General features: G+C 65.5%; 19 protein-coding genes, 1 tRNA gene and 1 pseudogene. All 21 read right to left on the reverse strand.

What is annotated here, in order from left to right; all coding sequences use genetic code 11:
* Positions 1 to 62: 62 nt before the first annotated feature.
* The 21 genes and pseudogenes from LV28_RS47535 to def all read right to left on the reverse strand — a co-directional run bounded on the left by LV28_RS47535 (position 63) and on the right by def (position 18,267).
* The gene (locus tag LV28_RS47535) at positions 63 to 392 is read right to left on the reverse strand and encodes a hypothetical protein (RefSeq protein ID WP_023598135.1); all 330 of its coding nucleotides are present in this window, start codon (positions 390 to 392) and stop codon (positions 63 to 65) included.
* Positions 373 to 1,164 (reverse strand): hypothetical protein, encoded by a 792-nt coding sequence (locus LV28_RS47540; RefSeq protein ID WP_141570586.1) that lies wholly within the window; start codon positions 1,162 to 1,164, stop codon positions 373 to 375. Before LV28_RS47540 ends, LV28_RS47535 begins: the two co-directional genes overlap by 20 nt.
* Positions 1,121 to 1,732, reverse strand: coding sequence for a type III secretion apparatus protein OrgA/MxiK (locus tag LV28_RS47545; RefSeq protein WP_023598137.1), 612 nt, complete (start codon positions 1,730 to 1,732; stop codon positions 1,121 to 1,123). The genes LV28_RS47540 and LV28_RS47545 overlap by 44 nt, the downstream gene beginning before the upstream one ends.
* A 2-nt stretch (positions 1,733 to 1,734) precedes the next feature.
* Positions 1,735 to 2,544, reverse strand: a complete 810-nt coding sequence (locus LV28_RS47550; RefSeq protein WP_023598138.1) for an EscJ/YscJ/HrcJ family type III secretion inner membrane ring protein — start codon at positions 2,542 to 2,544, stop codon at positions 1,735 to 1,737.
* Positions 2,544 to 2,861: a type III secretion system inner rod subunit SctI gene (gene sctI, locus LV28_RS49555; protein ID WP_023872763.1), complete on the reverse strand. Its 318-nt coding sequence runs from the start codon at positions 2,859 to 2,861 to the stop codon at positions 2,544 to 2,546. Before sctI ends, LV28_RS47550 begins: the two co-directional genes overlap by 1 nt.
* A 36-nt stretch (positions 2,862 to 2,897) precedes the next feature.
* Positions 2,898 to 3,167, reverse strand: coding sequence for a type III secretion system needle filament subunit SctF (gene sctF / locus LV28_RS47560; protein ID WP_023598140.1), 270 nt, complete (start codon positions 3,165 to 3,167; stop codon positions 2,898 to 2,900).
* A gap of 102 nt (positions 3,168 to 3,269) precedes the next feature.
* Positions 3,270 to 4,481, reverse strand: coding sequence for a PrgH/EprH family type III secretion apparatus protein (locus LV28_RS47565; protein ID WP_031627463.1), 1,212 nt, complete (start codon positions 4,479 to 4,481; stop codon positions 3,270 to 3,272).
* Between the two features lie 176 nt (positions 4,482 to 4,657).
* Positions 4,658 to 5,380 (reverse strand): tetratricopeptide repeat protein, encoded by a 723-nt coding sequence (locus LV28_RS47570; RefSeq protein WP_048806496.1) that lies wholly within the window; start codon positions 5,378 to 5,380, stop codon positions 4,658 to 4,660.
* 235 nt (positions 5,381 to 5,615) lie between these two features.
* A complete protein-coding gene (locus LV28_RS47575) occupies positions 5,616 to 6,038 on the reverse strand; it encodes a DsrE family protein (RefSeq protein ID WP_038619425.1) in 423 nt (140 codons plus the stop codon).
* A 120-nt stretch (positions 6,039 to 6,158) separates the two neighbouring features.
* Positions 6,159 to 6,599: a 6-carboxytetrahydropterin synthase QueD gene (queD, locus tag LV28_RS47580; RefSeq protein WP_412177685.1), complete on the reverse strand. Its 441-nt coding sequence runs from the start codon at positions 6,597 to 6,599 to the stop codon at positions 6,159 to 6,161.
* 12 nt (positions 6,600 to 6,611) lie between these two features.
* Positions 6,612 to 7,247 carry a 7-carboxy-7-deazaguanine synthase gene (gene queE / locus LV28_RS47585; RefSeq protein WP_038619422.1) on the reverse strand — a complete coding sequence of 212 codons (636 nt, stop codon included), beginning with the start codon at positions 7,245 to 7,247 and terminating at the stop codon, positions 6,612 to 6,614.
* Positions 7,248 to 7,269: 22 nt separating this feature from the next.
* On the reverse strand, positions 7,270 to 8,007 hold the full coding sequence (gene queC, locus LV28_RS47590; protein ID WP_023598146.1) for a 7-cyano-7-deazaguanine synthase QueC: 738 nt from the start codon (positions 8,005 to 8,007) through the stop codon (positions 7,270 to 7,272).
* Positions 8,008 to 8,244: 237 nt separating this feature from the next.
* Positions 8,245 to 8,320 (reverse strand) — tRNA-Phe (locus LV28_RS47595).
* 74 nt (positions 8,321 to 8,394) lie between these two features.
* Positions 8,395 to 9,135: a response regulator gene (locus tag LV28_RS47600; protein ID WP_023598147.1), complete on the reverse strand. Its 741-nt coding sequence runs from the start codon at positions 9,133 to 9,135 to the stop codon at positions 8,395 to 8,397.
* Positions 9,136 to 11,427, reverse strand: a complete 2,292-nt coding sequence (locus tag LV28_RS47605; protein ID WP_272945160.1) for a sensor histidine kinase — start codon at positions 11,425 to 11,427, stop codon at positions 9,136 to 9,138.
* 295 nt (positions 11,428 to 11,722) lie between these two features.
* Positions 11,723 to 12,307 (reverse strand): annotated as a pseudogene (locus tag LV28_RS49450) (DUF4390 domain-containing protein); the annotation flags it as partial.
* Entirely contained in the window at positions 12,304 to 13,617 is a 1,314-nt protein-coding gene (gene rsmB, locus LV28_RS47615) for a 16S rRNA (cytosine(967)-C(5))-methyltransferase RsmB (protein ID WP_023598150.1), read from the reverse strand. The gene rsmB and the pseudogene LV28_RS49450, both read right to left, overlap by 4 nt.
* A gap of 192 nt (positions 13,618 to 13,809) precedes the next feature.
* Entirely contained in the window at positions 13,810 to 14,670 is an 861-nt protein-coding gene (htpX, locus tag LV28_RS47620; RefSeq protein WP_023598151.1) for a zinc metalloprotease HtpX, read from the reverse strand.
* 212 nt (positions 14,671 to 14,882) lie between these two features.
* Entirely contained in the window at positions 14,883 to 15,866 is a 984-nt protein-coding gene (fmt, locus tag LV28_RS47625; RefSeq protein WP_025250016.1) for a methionyl-tRNA formyltransferase, read from the reverse strand.
* 30 nt (positions 15,867 to 15,896) lie between these two features.
* Positions 15,897 to 17,615, reverse strand: a complete 1,719-nt coding sequence (locus tag LV28_RS47630; RefSeq protein WP_023598153.1) for an ArnT family glycosyltransferase — start codon at positions 17,613 to 17,615, stop codon at positions 15,897 to 15,899.
* Between the two features lie 148 nt (positions 17,616 to 17,763).
* Positions 17,764 to 18,267, reverse strand: coding sequence for a peptide deformylase (def, locus tag LV28_RS47635; protein ID WP_023872755.1), 504 nt, complete (start codon positions 18,265 to 18,267; stop codon positions 17,764 to 17,766).
* Between the last annotated feature and the right edge of the window lie 11 nt (positions 18,268 to 18,278).

Consider the following 18,278-nt stretch of genomic DNA (forward strand, 5'->3'; position numbering starts at 1 on the left):
CCACCTCACTTCCCATCGAATCTCGAGGGTTCCTCGGGGTCTCGACGGCGCAACGCGCCCCGTCAGACAGCGCCCATGTCCTCAAAGCGCTGATTGCCCTCGTCGAACCAGTCCGTCCACATCTTCAGTCGGAAAATGTTCAGAAAAAACACGTTAACATCGACGTCTCCCGGTGCGTCTTCCGCCTCATCGTTCGGCGTGTGTGACGCCGTCTCGACATCCCTCGTCGTTCCGTTGTCGTCAATCGGGTACGCGCCAGGCACATCCGGCACGCGCGCAGCGCCCTCGACACCGCTCGCTTCGCGAATGCGTTGTACGAGCGTCGGGCGGGCGTCGTCGTCGGCGGGCAACGGCAAGACGCCGCGTACGTTCTCAATCGCGTTCAGGTTCATCGGTGCAGCACTCCAGTGATGTGTCAGGGGTAACCGGCAGGGCGGCCGTCGTGTCTGTGGCGCACGCCTTGCCATTCGCGACCGTGTCGCGCGCCAGCTCGCTCACGCGCTCATGCAACGAAGCCAGCGCCGGCGCGAGCAGCGCATGCAGGTCGTCGGGCGCCGGGGGCGTATTGAACGTGAGCGCCGCCTCGGCATGTGCCACGAAGTCGTCCGGGTCGTATTCGATGACCGCCCCCGCCCGATGGGCGGAGATCCGTTCGCCCGCACGGTGGTACTCGAACTTGAGTGGCACCGGGCAGACGGCCTGGACCCGCTCGCGGATGGCATCTGCGCGGACCTTGAGCCGCAAAGGCAGCACAAGCGTGAGCGGCGCGTCCGGTGCGGCGTCGGCGGCGGTCTCGCGAAAGTCGTCGAGCACCTCGTCGAGCACCGCAAGCATCGTGTCGGCGTGCCGCGACGTGGCCGTCAGCCATTCGCGCACCTGCGCGAGCAGATCGCCGCGCCAGCGACGTTGGGCCTGCTCCGTTCGCAGCAGATGCGCCACCACGTCCCCGAGCGCCGCCGCCACGCCGTCGCGATAACCCCGTCGCATAGCGTCGCGGCGCTGCGTTTCGAGCGTGGCCTGCATTTCGACGGCGCGACGCCTCGCCCAGCGGCGGATATCGTCGTCGAGGCGTGCCAGCCGCTCGCCGCGCACGAGTTGCGCGCGGCGCACGACAATGCCGTCAGCGACCACTGTCCGGGGGGGAATGGGGATGATTCTTGGCATATTGCAGAGCCGTCACGAACAGACGCACGTCGAAGCTATCCGGCAGGTCACCGGCACACGGGTCGATGCGAGGAAACAACAGCGGCAGACGCTGGCGAAGCGGCGCCCGCAACGAGGCGGCCAGCGCCATGAGCCGCGCGAAGCCTTCCGCCAGCAGATCGCCGTCCGAGGGGGGACGCGAATGGATTGAAGGCGCGGCGTCGAGCACGGGCAACTGAGTGAACGCAAAAGCCCACGCGGGCAGACGCAACAGTGCCGCGCGGCGGCACAGGCTCGCCTTGCGCGCCTGGCAGCCCATCAGATAAGCCACTTGCGGCAACCGCCGCCAGTTAAGCACCCAGGGCCGCTCCGCCATGCCGACGTGGTCGAACGGCCAATGCACGTCGAGATGGAATCCGGCGATCAGCATTTCGTTGATCACGGCGCGTTGTCTCGGCGAGGCGAACCGGGCCGGATAGACAAAGTGCGCGGCGTGAATGTACGACACCGGGTCGAACATCATCGTGCGCCAGTTCACGGCGACGGCACTCTGCGATTCATGCAGTCCGGGCGTCGGTTGAATTGCCACGCTTAAACCTCCCGGGCGCCGGGCGTGCCGGGTGCCGCGACGCCCGGCGATGCGTCCCGCGCGTCCGGCATTTGCGACATGTGCGGCCCCTGCATGCGCTGCCACCGGCGCGCACGCAGGGCACGCAACGCGGCGAGCGCGCTTCCGACGACCAGTGCCACGGCGATTGCCAGCGTCCATGCGGATGGGCCGGTGTCGTGTGCTTCGGATGGGGTCGGGACCGCGGCGGCGAATGTGCTCGGCTGCTTCGAGAGCACCACGGAGATATTCTCGTAGCGCACGTCATCGAGACTATTCTTGAGAAAGCGCTTCACGTCGTTGATCAGCGCACTGCCGTCGATGTCGCTCTGATGCACCACGACGGCGGAGATATGGGGCGTCGAAGGCGACGGTTCGACCGTCAGCCCATCGACGTCGTAACTTACGTGAACGCGCGCGGCGAGCACGCCGGACATCAAGCGCAGCGACTGCTCCAGACGCTGCTCGATGGCGGAGTACAGCCGCGCGCGCTCGGCACGCGGCGACGCCACCAGCGAATCGGTCGGGAACATCTGTGCGATTTCCATACGCGGACGTGAAGGCAGGTCGTAGGTCTTGAGCCAGTCGACGGCTGCCGGGAAATCTGCGGGTGCGACGGTGATCGAATAACCCGCCTTGCCTCCATCGACCTTCTCCGCGGCAATGCTGTGGCGCAGCAGAACAGCGGCCACTTCGTTGGCCTGCTGTTGATCGAGCGAGGTCAGCAGTGTCTCTGACTTGCGGCATGCCGTGAGCAGCATCACCAGACACAGCACCATGACGTAGCGTGACATCACCGAAGCAGCGCCTCCACAGCACCGACGCTCTTGCGCGCGAGCGTGCTCACCATCGCGACCTGAAGGCTGTAGTCGGCGAGTTTCGTCTGGAGCTCGATCATCGACTTCGGGTCGGTCGCATCGACGCCTCGCACGGCGTAGGCAATACGCTGCCGATCGCCCTCGAAGTCCGCCGACATTTGAGCCACAGCGTTGAAGAAGCGCGACTCCAGCGATTCCCCGATGCCGGTCGCGGCGGAGACCACCTGCGGGGTGGCGTCGGTCAGTGTGGACGGTTCGAGCATCGTCGACAGCGATACATTTGGGGGCAACATCGTGGTCTCCTTCGTGGACAGAACGCGCGAACGTGGTCAGAACTTCGAGATGCTTCCCTGCGCAATTTCCTTCATTGACTTGACGGCAGCCGACTGCGCGCTGCGCATGGTCGTGTAGTCGCCCAGCACGGATTGATAATGGGCGAGGGTGACGGCATCGCTCGCGTCTTTCTTGAGGGCTTCCATCGCCTCCTGAAGCCGCTCCTGAAGATCGCTGACTTTGTCATCGAATTCGGACGACATCTGCTCGAGGTATCGATCGGCGTTGTCGCTTTTGATGCCTGGGAAGTTTGTGTGGTCGGTCATGACGAGTTCCTGCTCCTTGCTGGGATCGGGTGAAGTGTGTGGGGGGGAATGCGTTGCGACGCCGCGGGACGCATGCTCGCAAATCAAATCGGCGTCCCGCGCCTATTGACGATTGATGAAGCGCCATTGCCTCGGCCCTTCCTTCACATACGCGGCGGTGCCGTAGGCATAAGATTGCTGAGCGCTCCAGTCGTCGCGAAGGTCAACGTTGAAGCGCACCAGATGCGTGCCCCAGCGCCGCTCGAATGTCTGCATGAACCCGTAAAGGCGACGCAGTTGCACATCGTCAAGTTCGGTGCTGATGTGAAAGGTCACGCCATCGGGGGTGTCGGTGCGCAGAAACGGCACCATCTGACGCTTGAGTGCATCTTCGGCTTCACCGCTCGCATCGGTCTCGTCGTGCAACGTGAGAGTCACGCGCCTGGCATAGGGAATCTTCTCGAGCAATGCCTGACGGAATTTCGCCGTCTCGCTCTCGGAGAGACGGAACTTCTGCCGGTTGATCCAGAGTTCCGGTGCCGTGGGATCGTCGAGCGACAGCTTGAAGTAGGGTACGTTGGTACGCGACGCATCGATCCACTGTGTGATGCGCGCATTCTCTTCGTCGAGTGCGACGACCTCCAGCCGCTCGCGCTGGATCACCGCCTGGCCGAGCGCGCGCGTGAGTGCGTTGCGTTCCGCGCGATTGGGGGCGATGACGTACATCTGACTATCGTTGCCTGGCAGCACCACCGCACGCCCGCCGAGCGTTTCGAGATAGTCGGAAACGCCTTGCGCCTGACGCTGCGGCGCGCTCTGCCAGTAGAGGTATGCGCCACTCGTGACGAGCACGATCAGCGCAATGGCCCCGATTGCCCGCAGCCAGCGGCGACGTTGCCGTGCGGCCGGGCGAGCCGCATCGTCGGCGCGGGCGTCACGGCACAGGCTGCGCAACACTTCGTCGGACCACGTATCGTCCACGCGCTTCACACCGACATGGACGTCGCCCACGCGAGCGAACTGCGTGGCGTCGATCGCCACTTCCGTACCGGCACCTTCGCCCAGCACACGCAGGAACAACCCCTCGCGCCCGGCGTCGTCCACGAGCACTTCGAAGTTGTCGCCGCCGTCGCCGTCCATCGGCACGTAGATCGCATTCGGCGGCATTTCGGTCTGCCACCCGCGATCGAAGGCCGGATCGCTCGGGCCCACGACGAACAACGTGACGCCACCGGGCAATGCGAATTCGCAGCCACGCATCGGGCCTGTGAGCAGCCGCAGCACAGCGCGGGCCGGGCTGCCGTCGATCGATGCGGGTCGGATGTCTGATTCCATCATTTCTTCGCGAGCAGGCGGGCGCCCACGGGCTGGAAGCCCGGGCGGCATACGGCGTTCGCGCTCCTCAACAATGAATTCGTTGAGGGTGAGAATACCGACGCGGCATCAGCGATTCATGATGGGATTCTTCGCAACTCGTAAAAGCGCGATCAAGATTTTCAGATGGGGCTACGCTATTTCCCGTTGGGGGGCACCGCCAGGGTAGCGCGGGTTTCGCGATCACGTTTCATCGCCTCGAGCTTTCCTTTCGCCGCGACGTCACCTTGCGCCGCCGCTTTCTCGTACCACGCCCGCGCCTGATCGAGGTCCGGTGTCACGACGCCATAGCCGCGCTCGTAGTAACTGGCCACAATGTACTGCGAGGGCAGATCGCCGCCCTGCGCGGCTTTTTCGTACCACCCGAACGCGGTCTTGTAATCCTTGGGAACGCCGCGGCCGATGAAGTACTCGTTGGCGATGGCGGCCTGCGCCTGTACGTGGCCCTGCTTCGCGGCCTTTTCGTACCAGTGGTTGGCCTGCGGTATCGATTTGCCCACGACGTAGCCGTCGTCGAACATCTTGCCGTAGACGTATTGCGCCTGCGTCATTCCGGCATTGGCCGCACGCTCGAGCCAGTGCACGGCCCCCTCGGGATCGGGCGCGCCGCCCTCGCCGTTGAGCAGCATCATCGCGTAGTCGAACTGGGCCAGGCGGTTGCCCTGCTCCGCCGCGCGATGAAATTCATCGAGCGCCTGCGTTTGCTGCCCGGCCTCGTAGTGATGCACCGCCTGCTCGGTCAGCGACTGCGCAGGCGCCTGCGCCGCGGCAACCGCATAGGGCATCGGGGCACACGCGGCGCTGATCAGCGTCGCGACAGCGCCGGCGAGCAGCCGGCGCGCAGCGTAAGACGTCGACATGGCGAACCTCCGGGACGAGCGTTCGCCTATTGTGCGCCAAACGGGCAATACTTGCCGTGGCCCACCAGCGACGCCGCGGCGTGCTGAAAGCGGTCGGGCGCCCGGGCACGCCGGCGCCTCACAAAGCAAGAGCCCCGGCGCGGGGCCGGGGCTCGTGGGCATCGATGGCGATCGCGGAATCGCCGCGTGGCGATGGCGCCGGGGCGGGGCCGTCATCGCCCCGACCGAGGCGGGTTCACGGCTTGATGTACGCGTAGCCCTTCTGCTGCAGACGCGTGAGTTCAACCACCCCCGATGGCGTGAAGTCGGCGTCGAGCACGAACTGCTCCTTCTTCAGGTTGCGCTGCTTCATGGTGATCTCGCATACCTCGAATTTCACGCCGCGGGCATGCAGTGCGGAAATGAGCGGCCCCACGGTCGCGGCGTCCTTGTAATTCTCCATCAGGAAATCGACCCCCTTCGCATGCGCCACGAGCACGACGTCGGTGTCGGGCGCGGTGTCGAGCTGATTGCGAATGTTGCGCAGGCCTGCGAGTGCCTGGTGTTCGGCGTCGTTAATATGGTACACGACCTTGTCGCGCGCCAGTGCCGACGTTGCGGGTACAGCAAATACGGTGAACAGAAAGGCGGTGAGCAGGCCGCGAAGCAGCGTCTTCATGTGAGGTGTCCCCTTTGGTTGCGTTGTGCCAGCTGCATCATAGCGCGTTGACGCACAACGGGGCATCGGGGCCGCCTTCACCCGCTCACATCCGAACGGATTGCCCTCCCGGCCCCGGACTCAGGCCGTGACTTCGGACCAGCAATTCGGCGTCTCGTAAAGACGCAGCCGCACCAGACGCAAATCGCGACCGTAGTGCGCGTCGAACACGCCGCTCAACGTCTCGAACGCCGCGGCGGCAAGATTCTCGACGGTCGGCACGCGATCGAACACGACCGTCTTGTGGTCGGGCATGGTCTCGAGAAAGGCGCGCACGGCGGTATCGCCCTCGTACACGAGGAACGCGTGATCCCACACGGACACGAGGTGCTCGTTGGCCAGCGCCTTCACGTCGGCGAAGTCCATCACCATGCCGTTGTCGGACGCCCCGCTCTCACGGCTCACTTCGCCCGCGAGCGTGATCTCGAGCACATAACGATGCCCGTGCAGGTTGCGGCACTGGCTTCGGTGATCGGGAATGCGGTGGCCCGCATCGAATTCGAGTTTCCGGGTAATCGTAATCACGGCAACGGCTCAGGGAATGTTCAGATATTTGTGCGTCTGCATCGACAGCGACCAGCGCGGGTGCGATTTGCAGTAGTCGATCGCCAGCTTCGTATTGGTGTCGCGCAGCGGCCCGTCCATCGGCTGGAGATAAAAATGCGCAAAGTCGAGGGCTTCGTATTCGAGCAGGCGCTGACGATCCTGCGGCACCACGACCTTCAATTCGTCGCCGCGCGTGACGACCATTTCGGCGTCGGCCTTCGGGCTCACGCACACCCAATCGATGCCCTCGGGAATTGCCTGGGTGCCGTTGGTCTCCACCGCGATGCGAAAGCCTTCGGCATGCAGCGCGTCGATGAGCGGCGCGTCGAGTTGCAGCAGCGGTTCGCCACCGGTACACACCACAAAGCGGTGCGCACGATCGTCTCGCGGCCACAGGGCGACGATCTGCGCGACGAGATCGGCCGGCGTGCGGTACTTGCCGCCGTTTTCGCCGTCGGTGCCGACGAAATCGGTGTCGCAGAACTGGCAGACCGCCCCGGCGCGGTCCTCTTCCCGGCCGGTCCACAGGTTGCACCCCGCAAACCGGCAGAACACCGCCGGGCGACCGGCGTTCGCGCCCTCGCCCTGCAAGGTGTAGAAGATTTCCTTTACCGCGTACGTCATGATTCTCTCGATTTCCGAAGGGTCAGGCCGCGCCGCGGTCCTGATCGTGACCGCGGGCGCGCCATTGTTCGTAGCCGCGCTGCCGCAGTTGGCACGCCGGACATTCGCCGCAGCCGTAGCCCCACGGATGCAGCACGCTGCGCTCACCCAGGTAACAGGTGTGCGTATCCTCACGCACGGTCTCGACGAGCGCCTGGCCACCCAGATCCTGCGCCATTTGCCAGGTGTCGGCCTTGTCGATCCACATCAGCGGCGTCTCGACGATAAAGCGGCGGTCCATGCCCAGGTTCAGCGCGACCTGCAGCGCCTTCATCGTGTCGTCGCGGCAGTCGGGGTATCCCGAAAAGTCCGTCTCGCACATGCCGCCCACGAGCACGCGCAGACCGCGCCGATACGCAATGGTCGCACCGATCGTCATGAACAGCAGGTTCCGGCCCGGCACGAAGGTATTCGGCAGATTGTCGGCCGCCATCGCGATCGTGGTCTCGCGCGTGAGCGACGTCTCGCTGATCTGGCCCAGGATCGACAGGTCGATCATGTGGTCGTCGCCCAGGCGCGGCGACCAGTCCGGGAACCGCTGACGCAGCTTCGCCAGCACGTCGGTGCGGCACTCCAGTTCGACACTGTGACGCTGGCCGTAGTCGAAACCCAGCGTCTCCACTCGCGCATAGCGCGACAATGCCCATGCCAGGCAGGTGGTCGAATCCTGTCCACCGGAGAACAGGACCAGAGCGGAGTCGGTGCTTGTCGTCATGATCATGCGCTTAGCAGTTTCGCCCTCGCCGTCGGAGCGACGGGGGCCGGAGCACGCGCCTGCGGCGGCCGGCTGGATGGGCAACCCATCGGGCCGTCCGGGGCAACCCGCGTGCGGGATATGTCACGCGATTTTGAACCGCGTTGCCCCGCGTCGCTATCGTCGGAGCGTTATACCCATCATCGGGCCGCGTTTTCGTTCAAACGCAAAAAGGGCTTGCGATATGCGCAAGCCCTTCGAATTTGGTGGCCTGGGTCGGAATCGAACCAACGACACGCGGATTTTCAATCCGCTGCTCTACCAACTGAGCTACCGGGCCAAGAGAAAAGCGATTATAGAGACTGAATCCGCTTTGCGCAAGCCCTATCTCGAAAATTCCATGTGTCGGCGGTGTCAGGTCTTGCTCTTGGAAAGCTCCACACCCAGTTGCTTGAGCTTGCGATACAGGTGGGTGCGCTCCAGACCGGTCTTCTCGGCCACGCGCGTCATGCTGCCGTGCTCCTTGGCCAGATGGTAGGCGAAGTAGGCACGCTCGAATGCATCGCGGGCTTCGCGCAGCGGCACGTCGAACGAAATGTCCGCCGACATGGCCGCCCCGGCGGCCCCGGCACCGGTCTCGGCGTCGTGCCCGCCCAGCGGGGCATGGTGCGTTGCCGCGCCATTGAGGCCGGCGCCGGGGTGACGCGTCTCGCTCTCGCCGAAAACCCCGGTGTCGAGCACTTCGTCGTCGGCGTCGAACGCGCTGGGCGCGCTGCCCGACGCGTCGCGCTTGCCGCGCGCCAGCCCCTGCTCGACGGCCTGCAACAGCTTTTGCAGCGCGATGGGCTTTTCGAGGAAATTGAGTGCGCCGATCTTGGTCGCCTCGACGGCGGTATCGATCGTGGCATGCCCCGACATCATGATCACGGGCATTGTCAGCAATTGCTGCGCCGCCCATTCCTTGAGAAGGGTCACGCCGTCGGTATCGGGCATCCAGATATCGAGCAGCACGAGGTCAGGCGTGTTGGCGGCACGATAAGCGCGCGCTTCCTGCGCGTTCTCCGCCACTTCCACGACATGCCCTTCGTCGCTCAGAATCTCCGAGAGCAGCTCCCGGATCCCCATTTCGTCGTCCACCACCAAAATGGTTGCCATTTACGCTACCTTCGTGTGTTCCGTCGGCTTGGTGCCCGACAGGTCCTGGTCGTCAGCCAATTGAGTAAACAAGATCGAAATCTGTGCGCCTGCACTGCCTTCGCCCTCGGGTAATGACCGGTTGCGAATGTCGATTCGGGCCTGATGCTCGTCGATGATTTTCTTGACCATCGCCAGTCCAAGCCCGGTGCCCTTCGCCTTGGTCGTCACGTACGGCTCGAATGCGCGGGTCAGGATGCGTGCCGGAAATCCCGGTCCGTTATCCGTGATGGTCAGACGCACTGCCGTGCGCTTCGGTTCACCCGGATGCACATCCGTTCCTGCGTATTCTACTGTCTTCGTTTCCACCGTGATAAGTGGGTTTTCGGTTCCCCCCACGGCATCTTGAGCATTCTGCAGCAGATTATGGATAACCTGCCGCAATTGCGTCGAGTCGCCGCGAATTTCCGGCAGGTCGGCGTCGAGGTACGGACGAATCGTGCCGCGACCTTCGTCGACACCGTACAGGGTCAGGACCTCGCCGATCAACTCGTTGAGCTGAAGCGGATGCATGATCGCCGGTGGCAGACGCGCGTAATCGCGGAAATCGTCCACCATGCGCTTCATTGCCGCGACCTGATTCACGATGGTCGTGGCCCCCTTGCGCAGCACTTCGGCATCGGCCGGCGGCAGCTTGTCGGACAGCTTCATCTGCAAGCGCTCGGCCGAGAGTTGAATCGGCGTGAGCGGGTTCTTGATCTCGTGCGCAAGACGCCGCGCCACTTCGGCCCACGCCACCGAGCGCTGCGCCGAGATCACGTCGCTGATGTCGTCGAACACCACCACGTATCCGCCGCCCGCGCGCGTCGGAACGCCGGCCACGGCGACCATCGGTTCGGGCAGGTGCGAGCCGCGCACGAGCAGCGTTACCGGATCGGTCTCGCCCGGCAGCGTCAGGCCGATCTGCTGCTGCCAGTGTCCGCCCGGCCCGAGATCGGCATTCGCATCGCGATCGGCAAAGGCCCGCCGCAACGTCTCGCCGAACTCCACGAGCGCGGGAATATGCGCCGGCGAGCGGTTCAGCTCGCCCTGGAAACTCTGCTTGAAGATGCGCTCGGCGCCGGCGTTGGCCGTCGTCAGGCGAAAATCGCGGTCGAACACGAACACACCGGCGGTCAGGCTCGACAGAATACTCTCGAGGTGAGCCTTCGAGCTCTCCAGCGCCAGACGGTTGCGCTCGACCGTGGCGCGGGCATCCGACAGCTGGCGGGTCATCGCGTTGAACGCCTGCGTGAGGAAACCCAGCTCGTCGTTCGTTCGCACTTCGCCCTTGGGCGAGAGGTCGCCCGCCGCCACTTCCTGCGTGCCGCGCGCGAGCAGGAAAAGCGGACGCGCGAGCTGGTTGCCGAGCGCCAGCGCGAGCATCATCGCCACGAAGGTGGCCAGAAAGAGCGACAACGTTAGCGTGCCGATGTACATCTTGCGCAGGCCCGTGCGCCCCAGCGCTTTTTCCTGGTATTCGCGATAGGCGTTCTGGACCGCCTCGGCGTTCTGCGCGAGATTGGCCGGCACCAATTGCGTGACTTGCAGAAAACGCTCCTCGTCCTGCAACGAAGACGTGTAGCCCGACGGAATGCGCATCACCACGCGCCAACGCAGTTGATCGTTCCCCTGGTGTTTGTCGTAGCCCTCGCTGCCTCCCTCGATCGCGGTGTAACCGCGCGATTGTGCGCGCGCCTGGCGCAACATGAGCGGCGTGGGAAGATCGGGCACGAGCGCATTGAAGTTGCCCGACGCGGAGGCCAGCACGCGGCCGTTGCCGTCGACGATCGTCGCGTCCTGCAAGCCGAACTGGTCGCGCATGCGCAGCAACGTGAGCGTGCCGCCCTTGTCGGCGCTCGACGCCAGATTGTCGGCCACGAGCTGTGCTTTCGCGCTCAGGTCCGACAGGCCGTTATTCAGGATCGCGCGCCCGAGCTCAAGGCCGGAATCGAGGGCGGTCTCCACGCGCACGTCGAACCACGACTCGATGCTGCGCGAGACGAATTGCAGCGACACCAGATAGATGATGCCGCCGGGCAGCACACCCACCAGCGCGAAGAAAATCGCCAGCTTGGCGAGCAGGCGCGTGCCGAAGCGTCGCTGACGCAAGCGCACCACGATGATCCAGACGAGTGCGCCGACGATGAAGACGAAAATGATCGCGACGGCGATGTTCGCGGTGTAGAGCAGCGAATAGTAGCGGTCGAAGAATTCGGTATTGGCCGAGGCAAGCGCAAGCAGGCCGAACAACCCGATGGCGACCAGCGCCATCGTGACGATCGACGTTCGGATGACGATGTGCTTGAGCAGGCTGCCGCCGTTATTTGACACGGGCGGCTCCGGGCGGCAACGCCGCATTGAAGGCGAGCGGCAATGTGCCCCTCAAACGGGCCGGGTTGCGCTCGGGCAGCGTCACCGATGGCGTCGCCGCCGCGGTCGCCGGGCCGACACGCCCCGCACTTCCCGCGCTGGGCACGGACGGAGCGTCCGGCGTCGCTGGCGCGGCGGAGACCGATGAGGCGACCGTCACCGTTGCCGGCAGGCTAGCCGCCGGCGGGGGCGTGGGCGTGAACAGGAAGCGCGCCCAGTCGGAGCTGAGATTCCAGTCGCGGTTGTTGACCGCATCGATCTGGAACGGCTTGGGCATGAGCGCGTTGTCGAGACGCATGCGCACCGATGCCTGATATTGCGTGCCAGGCTTCACCAGGCCCTTGTCGATCACGCGCCAGCCACTGACATTGCGAACCAGCGCCAGCGCTTCGCGCAACGAGCCGAAGCCCAGTTGCAGTCCGTTGCTGCTGTTGCCGCTGTTGCTGGAGACGCGATATTGACGCGTGAGCGGCTGGAACCACAGTCGCACGCTCTGCGAGGACGACACGACCTTTTCGTCGAACCAGTACCAGCGCGAGCGCGTGAGTTCGAAGTCGGTCGTGAAGTAAAGGGAGATGCCGCGATTGACGGCGTCTTCGAGGCTGCTGTTGAGTTCGAAGGCGAAGCGCGCATCGAGCGACCAGCCACCGTCGGACGGTTCGAGCCGGGCTTCGCGCACCTGGATTTCGTTTTCGGCGCGCGCCGGCGCTGCGAAGCCGAGCGCGAAAACGCTCAGCAGCAGCGGCAGCACGCAGGCCAGTAGCCGTTGGGAGAAGGTCACCGTTTCTGGAAGCGAGCGTAGTAGAAGCCGTCGTGGGCGCCGCCTGGCGTCATCAGCAGTTGCCCGGGAGCGTCCAATCGTACCGCATCTGTGCAAACACGTTCAAACCATTGCGCCTGCTGTTCGTTTTCCGCCGGAAAGACCGAGCATGTGGCATAGACCAGCTCGCCACCCACGGCCAGCGTGTCCCACAGCGCGAGCAGGATGCGGCGCTGCTCCTCGACCAGCGCGGCGATGTCCGCCTCGCGGCGCAGCCAGCGAATGTCCGGATGACGGCGCACGATGCCGGACGCCGAGCAGGGTACATCCGCCAGAATGCGGTCGAACGGCACGCCGTCCCAACCGCCGCCAGACCATTTCGTCGGTGCGCCAGCATCGCCGATGCGCACGTCAGCCGTCAGTCCCAGCCGCTCGAGATTTTCGTAAATGCGCGGCACGCGCGTGCGATCCGACTCCAGCGCGGTGACCTGCACGTCGGCCGTCTCCAGCAGATGCCCCGTCTTGCCGCCAGGCGCGGCGCAGGCGTCTAGCACGCGCATGCCCGCGCGCGGCGACTCGCCAAGCACGAGTCGCGCGGCCAGTTGCGCCCCGGCGTCCTGCACCGACACCCAACCGTCGGCAAAGCCCGGCAGACGCTCCACCGGCACGGCCTGCGCCAGACGCAAGGCGACCGGCCCGATCACCTCGGCCTGCATGCCCGCCATCGTCAGACAAGCCTGCATGGCGGCCACGCTGATACGACGGGTGTTCACGCGCAGCGTCATCGGCCCGCGCTGGTCGCCCGCGGCGAGCAATGTCTCCCACTGCTCGGGATAGGCGTCGCGCACCATGTCGATCCACCAGGCGGGGTAATTCCAGCGCGCCTCGGGTTGCGCGGCGATCTCGGCCATCAGGGCGTCGCGCTCGCGAAGAAAGCGACGCAGCACGGCATTGGCGAGTCCCTTCGCGGCAACCGTGCGGCGCTGCGCGGCAATGGCCTCGACGGCCTGGTCCACGACCGTAAATTCGGTGTACGCAGCATTTTCGGACGCGTCTTGCAGCAGGGCCAGCGCGCACAGCAGGATGTCGCGCACGCGCGCCTGCAGGGCCGGCTTGACCAGCATGGCGAGCAAGGCGCGGCTGCTGCCCAGACGCCGAACCGCCCGGTAGGCGAGATCCTGTGCGGCGGCGCGCACGGGCGGCGCGCACTGCGCCGTGGCCTGCGCCAGCGCCTGCGGCAACGCGGTGCCCTTCTGGACGGATTCGAGGGCCTGCGCGGCGCGTTGCAGCGCGTAGGCCAGGGATTCGGTGGGCAGGCTCGGTTGCGGCATGGGGCTTCTACAAACAAACATGCCCGCACGACGGCGGGCATGGGAACTATCGGAGGGCTGTCGGGCGACAGGATAGCAGACTGGCGCAGCCCGCCCGCATCAGCCGTGCCGCGCGCGTCGCGCATTCGCGTCGACACACGGCTTCGGTCGCCGCGTGGTCAGTCCTCACTTCGGCGCGTCCGGCCGCGCCGGTCAGGCAGGATACTGGCCCGTGCGCGCCATTTCCATCAGGCGGGCGATGCGCTCCTCGGTGGCCGGGTGGGTCGAGAACAGGTTGGCGATCGTGCCGCCCGAGAGCGGATTCATGATCATCATCTGCGCCGTGGCCGGATGCTGCTCGGCCGCCTCGAACGGAATGCCTTGCGCGTAGCGGTGAATCTTGTCGAGCGCCATGGCAAGCGCCTGCGGATCGCCGGAAATCTCGGCGCCGCCCCTGTCGGCTTCGAATTCGCGCGCCCGCGAAATCGCCATCTGGATCAGCGAGGCCGCCAGCGGCGCGAGAATCGCCACGGCAATGCTCGCGATCGGATTGGCCGGACGGCCGTTCTCGTCGCGCCCGCCGAAGAACATGGCGAAGTTGGCGAGCGCAGAGATGGCGCCGGCCATCGTCGCGGAAATCGTCGAGATGAGAATGTCGCGATGCTTCACGTGCGCCAGCTCGTGCGCCATCACGCCGCGCAGTTCGCGATCGGACAGCACCCGCAGAATGCCCGTGGTGGCCGCCACCGCGGCATGCTCGGGACTGCGCCCGGTGGCGAACGCATTCGGGGCGTCTTCGTTGATCAGGTAAACCTTCGGCATCGGCAGCCCGGCGCGTTGCGACAGCTCGCGCACCATGCCGTAGAACTGCGGCGCGCTCGTCTCGTCGACCTGCTGCGCGTTGTACATGCGCAGCACCATCTTGTCCGAGAACCAGTACGAAAAGAAATTCATCGCGAGCGCGAACGCCAGCGCGAGCATCATGCCCTGCCGGCCGCCGATCATGCCGCCCACCACCATGAACAATGCGGTGATGGCCGCCATCAGCAGGGTGGTCTTCATCCAGTTGAACATGGTGTTCTCCTCTGCAAATCTTGGTGACCCGAGGAACTCACGCACTTTGCGTGTCCTCGGGCGTTAGATGGGGCCGGCCGGCGAAAATTCAACGTCGGCGGCCCCAGCTTAGACTTTTTTCGGACGTTTGCCGGAGTTTCCCGGCTGGATCGACGACGTTTTCCGACGTTTTCATGCAGTTATGACGTTCGGAACGGTGAAAAACGCGCCCCTCACGTCGCCTGAGGTGGGGCAGCGGCGAAGACGTCGCCGGAAGTGAGTGCGAACCCCGCGAGAAATTCGCGAACCGGCAGGCGCTTACCGCCCGGTTTCTGGCATTCGGTCACGCGCAGCGCGCCGTTGCCGCACGCGATGACAATGGCGTCAGCACTCACTTCGAGCACGGTGCCCGGCGCCGCCCCGGCCGGAGCGGCCACGGCGCTCGCGCGCCACAGCTTGACGGCGGTGTCGTGTACCGTGCCGAGCGCGCCCGGGAACGGATCGAACGCCCGCACCTGCCGCGCCAGCACCTCGGCCGGCTTGCGCCAGTCGAGCACCGCTTCGTGCTTGGCAATCTTTTCCGCGTAGGTCACGCCGGCTTCGGGCTGGGCCTCGCCGGGCAGCTTGCCGTCGCGTGCGAGCCGCTGCAGTGCGTCGACGATCATCCGGCCGCCCAGCGCCGCCATGCGGTCGTGCAGCGTGGCCGTGGTGTCATCGGGGCCGATCGGTTCGGCCTCGCGCAAGAGCATCGCGCCCGTATCCAGACCCGCGTCCATCTGCATGATGGTGATGCCCGTCTGGGCATCGCCCGCCTCGATGGCGCGGTGGATGGGCGCGGCGCCGCGCCAGCGCGGCAGCAACGAGCCGTGGATGTTCAGGCAACCATAGCGCGGCAGGTCGAGCACTTCCTGCGGCAGGATCAGGCCGTAGGCGGCCACCACCATCACATCCGGTGCAAGCGCGCGCAGTTGCTCGATCGCGGCGGCCGCTTCCTCGGGGTACTTGCCGTTGCGGCGCAGCGACGGGGGCTGTGAGACCGGCATGCCATGGGCCTGCGCGTAGCGCTTGACGGGGCTGGCCTGCAGTTTCATGCCGCGCCCGGCAGGACGATCGGGCTGAGTGAGCACCAACTCAACGGGAAAGCCTGCGGCATCGATGGCGGCGAGCGCGGTCTGGGCGAATTCCGGTGTGCCGGCGAATACGATGCGAAGCGTCATGACGGACGTTCTCCTGCGCGATACGGTGAATTACTTGACGGCGGGCATCGACGGCGCCACGAAGGCACGGAAGCGCTCGTTGGTGTCGCCGGCGCGGCCCCCTTGCCAGATCTCGCGCCAGCCCGGCGGAGCGGAAATGCGGGCGTTGGCCTTGTCGAGCAGCAACAGCACGCCGCAGCGCGACGCATGTGCCAGGTCCGGCAACTGGGTCGGGCGCACGTCGATGAAGTAATCGAGCATGGCGCGCTCCGACTCGCCGACATTGAACGATCCGATGCACGTGGCGGCCGCGCCGGACGGCACGACCTGTGCGAGCGAGCGTTGCAGCGACGCGAACGGCGTGCGATAGCTGCGCGCCTCGTTGATCCAGGGCAACAGCAGTGTCGAGAGCGTTCCCCAGACGAACATCAGCCCGGCGAAGCCGAAGACGAGCGCCCCGAGCTCGCGACGGCGCATGATCGCGACGATCCACAGGGCCGCGATCGCCACGGCGGCAAGCACCAGCCCCGGCGAAAACGGCAATACATAGTCGAGCGGCAGCCACTTGCCGATCGGCCCTGCGGCGACGTGCCCGTGCCCGGTCAATTGCAATCCCCATCGCACCCACAGGAACACGCCCAGCGCACTCATGAGCACGAGCGCCACGCCCGACCACGTTTTCTCCAGCCATCGCGGCAGGCGTGCCCCGGCGCCCAATACGGCGATCGCCGGGAAGAGCGGCAACATATAGATATCGCGAATCGCCGACGACACCACGAGCGTGAGCACGAAGAGCGCCACGTACAGCCAGAGCATCGCCTGCTCCGGACGCTGCGCGACGAAGCGGCGCACACCGGTCTCGCGCCACTGCGCGACCAGCGCGCCAAGTGCCAGCCAGCCGGCAGGGAACGTCAGACCCAGCAGGCTGGTCACGTCGCTCAGGTAAGAGGTCCGCTCCCCGCCCAGGTGCACGAAGCCGAAGAAGCGTCCGAAGTTGTTGTCCCAGAACCACTCGATGAAGAGCGGCTCGGACGCGCGCCAGAACAGCACCGGCCAGATGACGACCCACGGCAGCGAGGCCAGTACCGCCCAGCCGAGCGCGCCGGCGTAGCGACGCGTGCGATAGGCCGGGATGGCGAGCACCGCGAGCGCGGTCAGCGCCAGCACCCCCGGCACCAGCAGCCCCTTGCTCAGGAAGGCGATGCCGGCACCGGTGCCGAAGAGCAACCCCCACAGGCGCGCCGAATTCTCCGCCTTCGCCAGCCGGGCGAGCGCCGCCAGCGCGAGCGCCGCGCCCGCCAGCTGCGGCACGTCGGCGGTGAGCTTATGGATGTTTTCGATCGCGCCGAAACTGCCCACCATCAGCATGGGCGCGAGCCAGTTGAAGGTGTCGGTGTCATGTGTCGACTCCGGCCCGTAGAGACGCTGGGCCAGACGCCCGACACAGAGCACGGCGACCACCAGCCATGCGAACACAGCCAGTTGCGCGCCGTCGAAGACGGGCAGCACCCCCGCTGCCAGCCGCGCGAAGAACGCGCCCGTCCAATACATGACGGGGGGCTTTTCCACAAATGGGTCGGCGCCCACGCGCGGCACGACCAGGTCGTGACCGCGGAAGAAGTTGAGCACCATGCCGACCGAATACGGTTCGTCGGCTTTCCAGGGGTCGCGATCGAACAGCCCCGCCAACAGGAACGCGAACAGCAGTGCGGCGCTCAGCCAGTAAAGCGTGCGGGTGCGGGAAGACGACGAGGTGATGGCGATGGACATCTCGGCAAACAGTCGGGAAATGGCCCGACGGCAGACGTTCGAGACGCCCCGTCGCAGCAGCGGAAGACAGGCCCCATGGGCCCGCGAGCGCTGCAAGTATAGAGGACTTTGCAGGGCCCGCCCACGTATGAGGCGGGACGACGCTCGTTCAGGCGCGTTCGGCCTGCTTCTTCATCTTCTGCTTGATGCGGTTGCGCTTGAGCGGCGAGAGGTACTCGACGAACACGCGGCCCTTGAGGTGATCCATTTCGTGCTGAATGCACACGGCGAGCAGGCCGTCGGCGTCGAGCTCGAACTTCTCGCCCTTTTCGTTCAGGGCGCGCACGCGCACGCGATCGGCGCGCTCGACTTCGTCGTAGATGCCCGGCACCGACAGACAGCCCTCTTCGTAGACCTTCTGCTCGTCACTGCGCCAGACGATCTCGGGATTGATGAACACACGCAGTTCGTCGCGCGTTTCCGAGAGATCCATCACGATCACCTGCTCGTGCACGTCGATCTGCGTGGCGGCCAGGCCGATGCCGGGTGCGTCGTACATGGTCTCGGCCATGTCCTTGACGAGCTGGCGAATCCGGTCGTCGACCTCGGCGACCGGCTTGGCCACCTTGTGCAGACGCGGATCGGGATATTGAAGAATTGTCAGTAATGCCATGATGAAAACGG

This window comes from Pandoraea pnomenusa (genome assembly GCF_000767615.3).
GTDB lineage: Bacteria > Pseudomonadota > Gammaproteobacteria > Burkholderiales > Burkholderiaceae > Pandoraea > Pandoraea pnomenusa.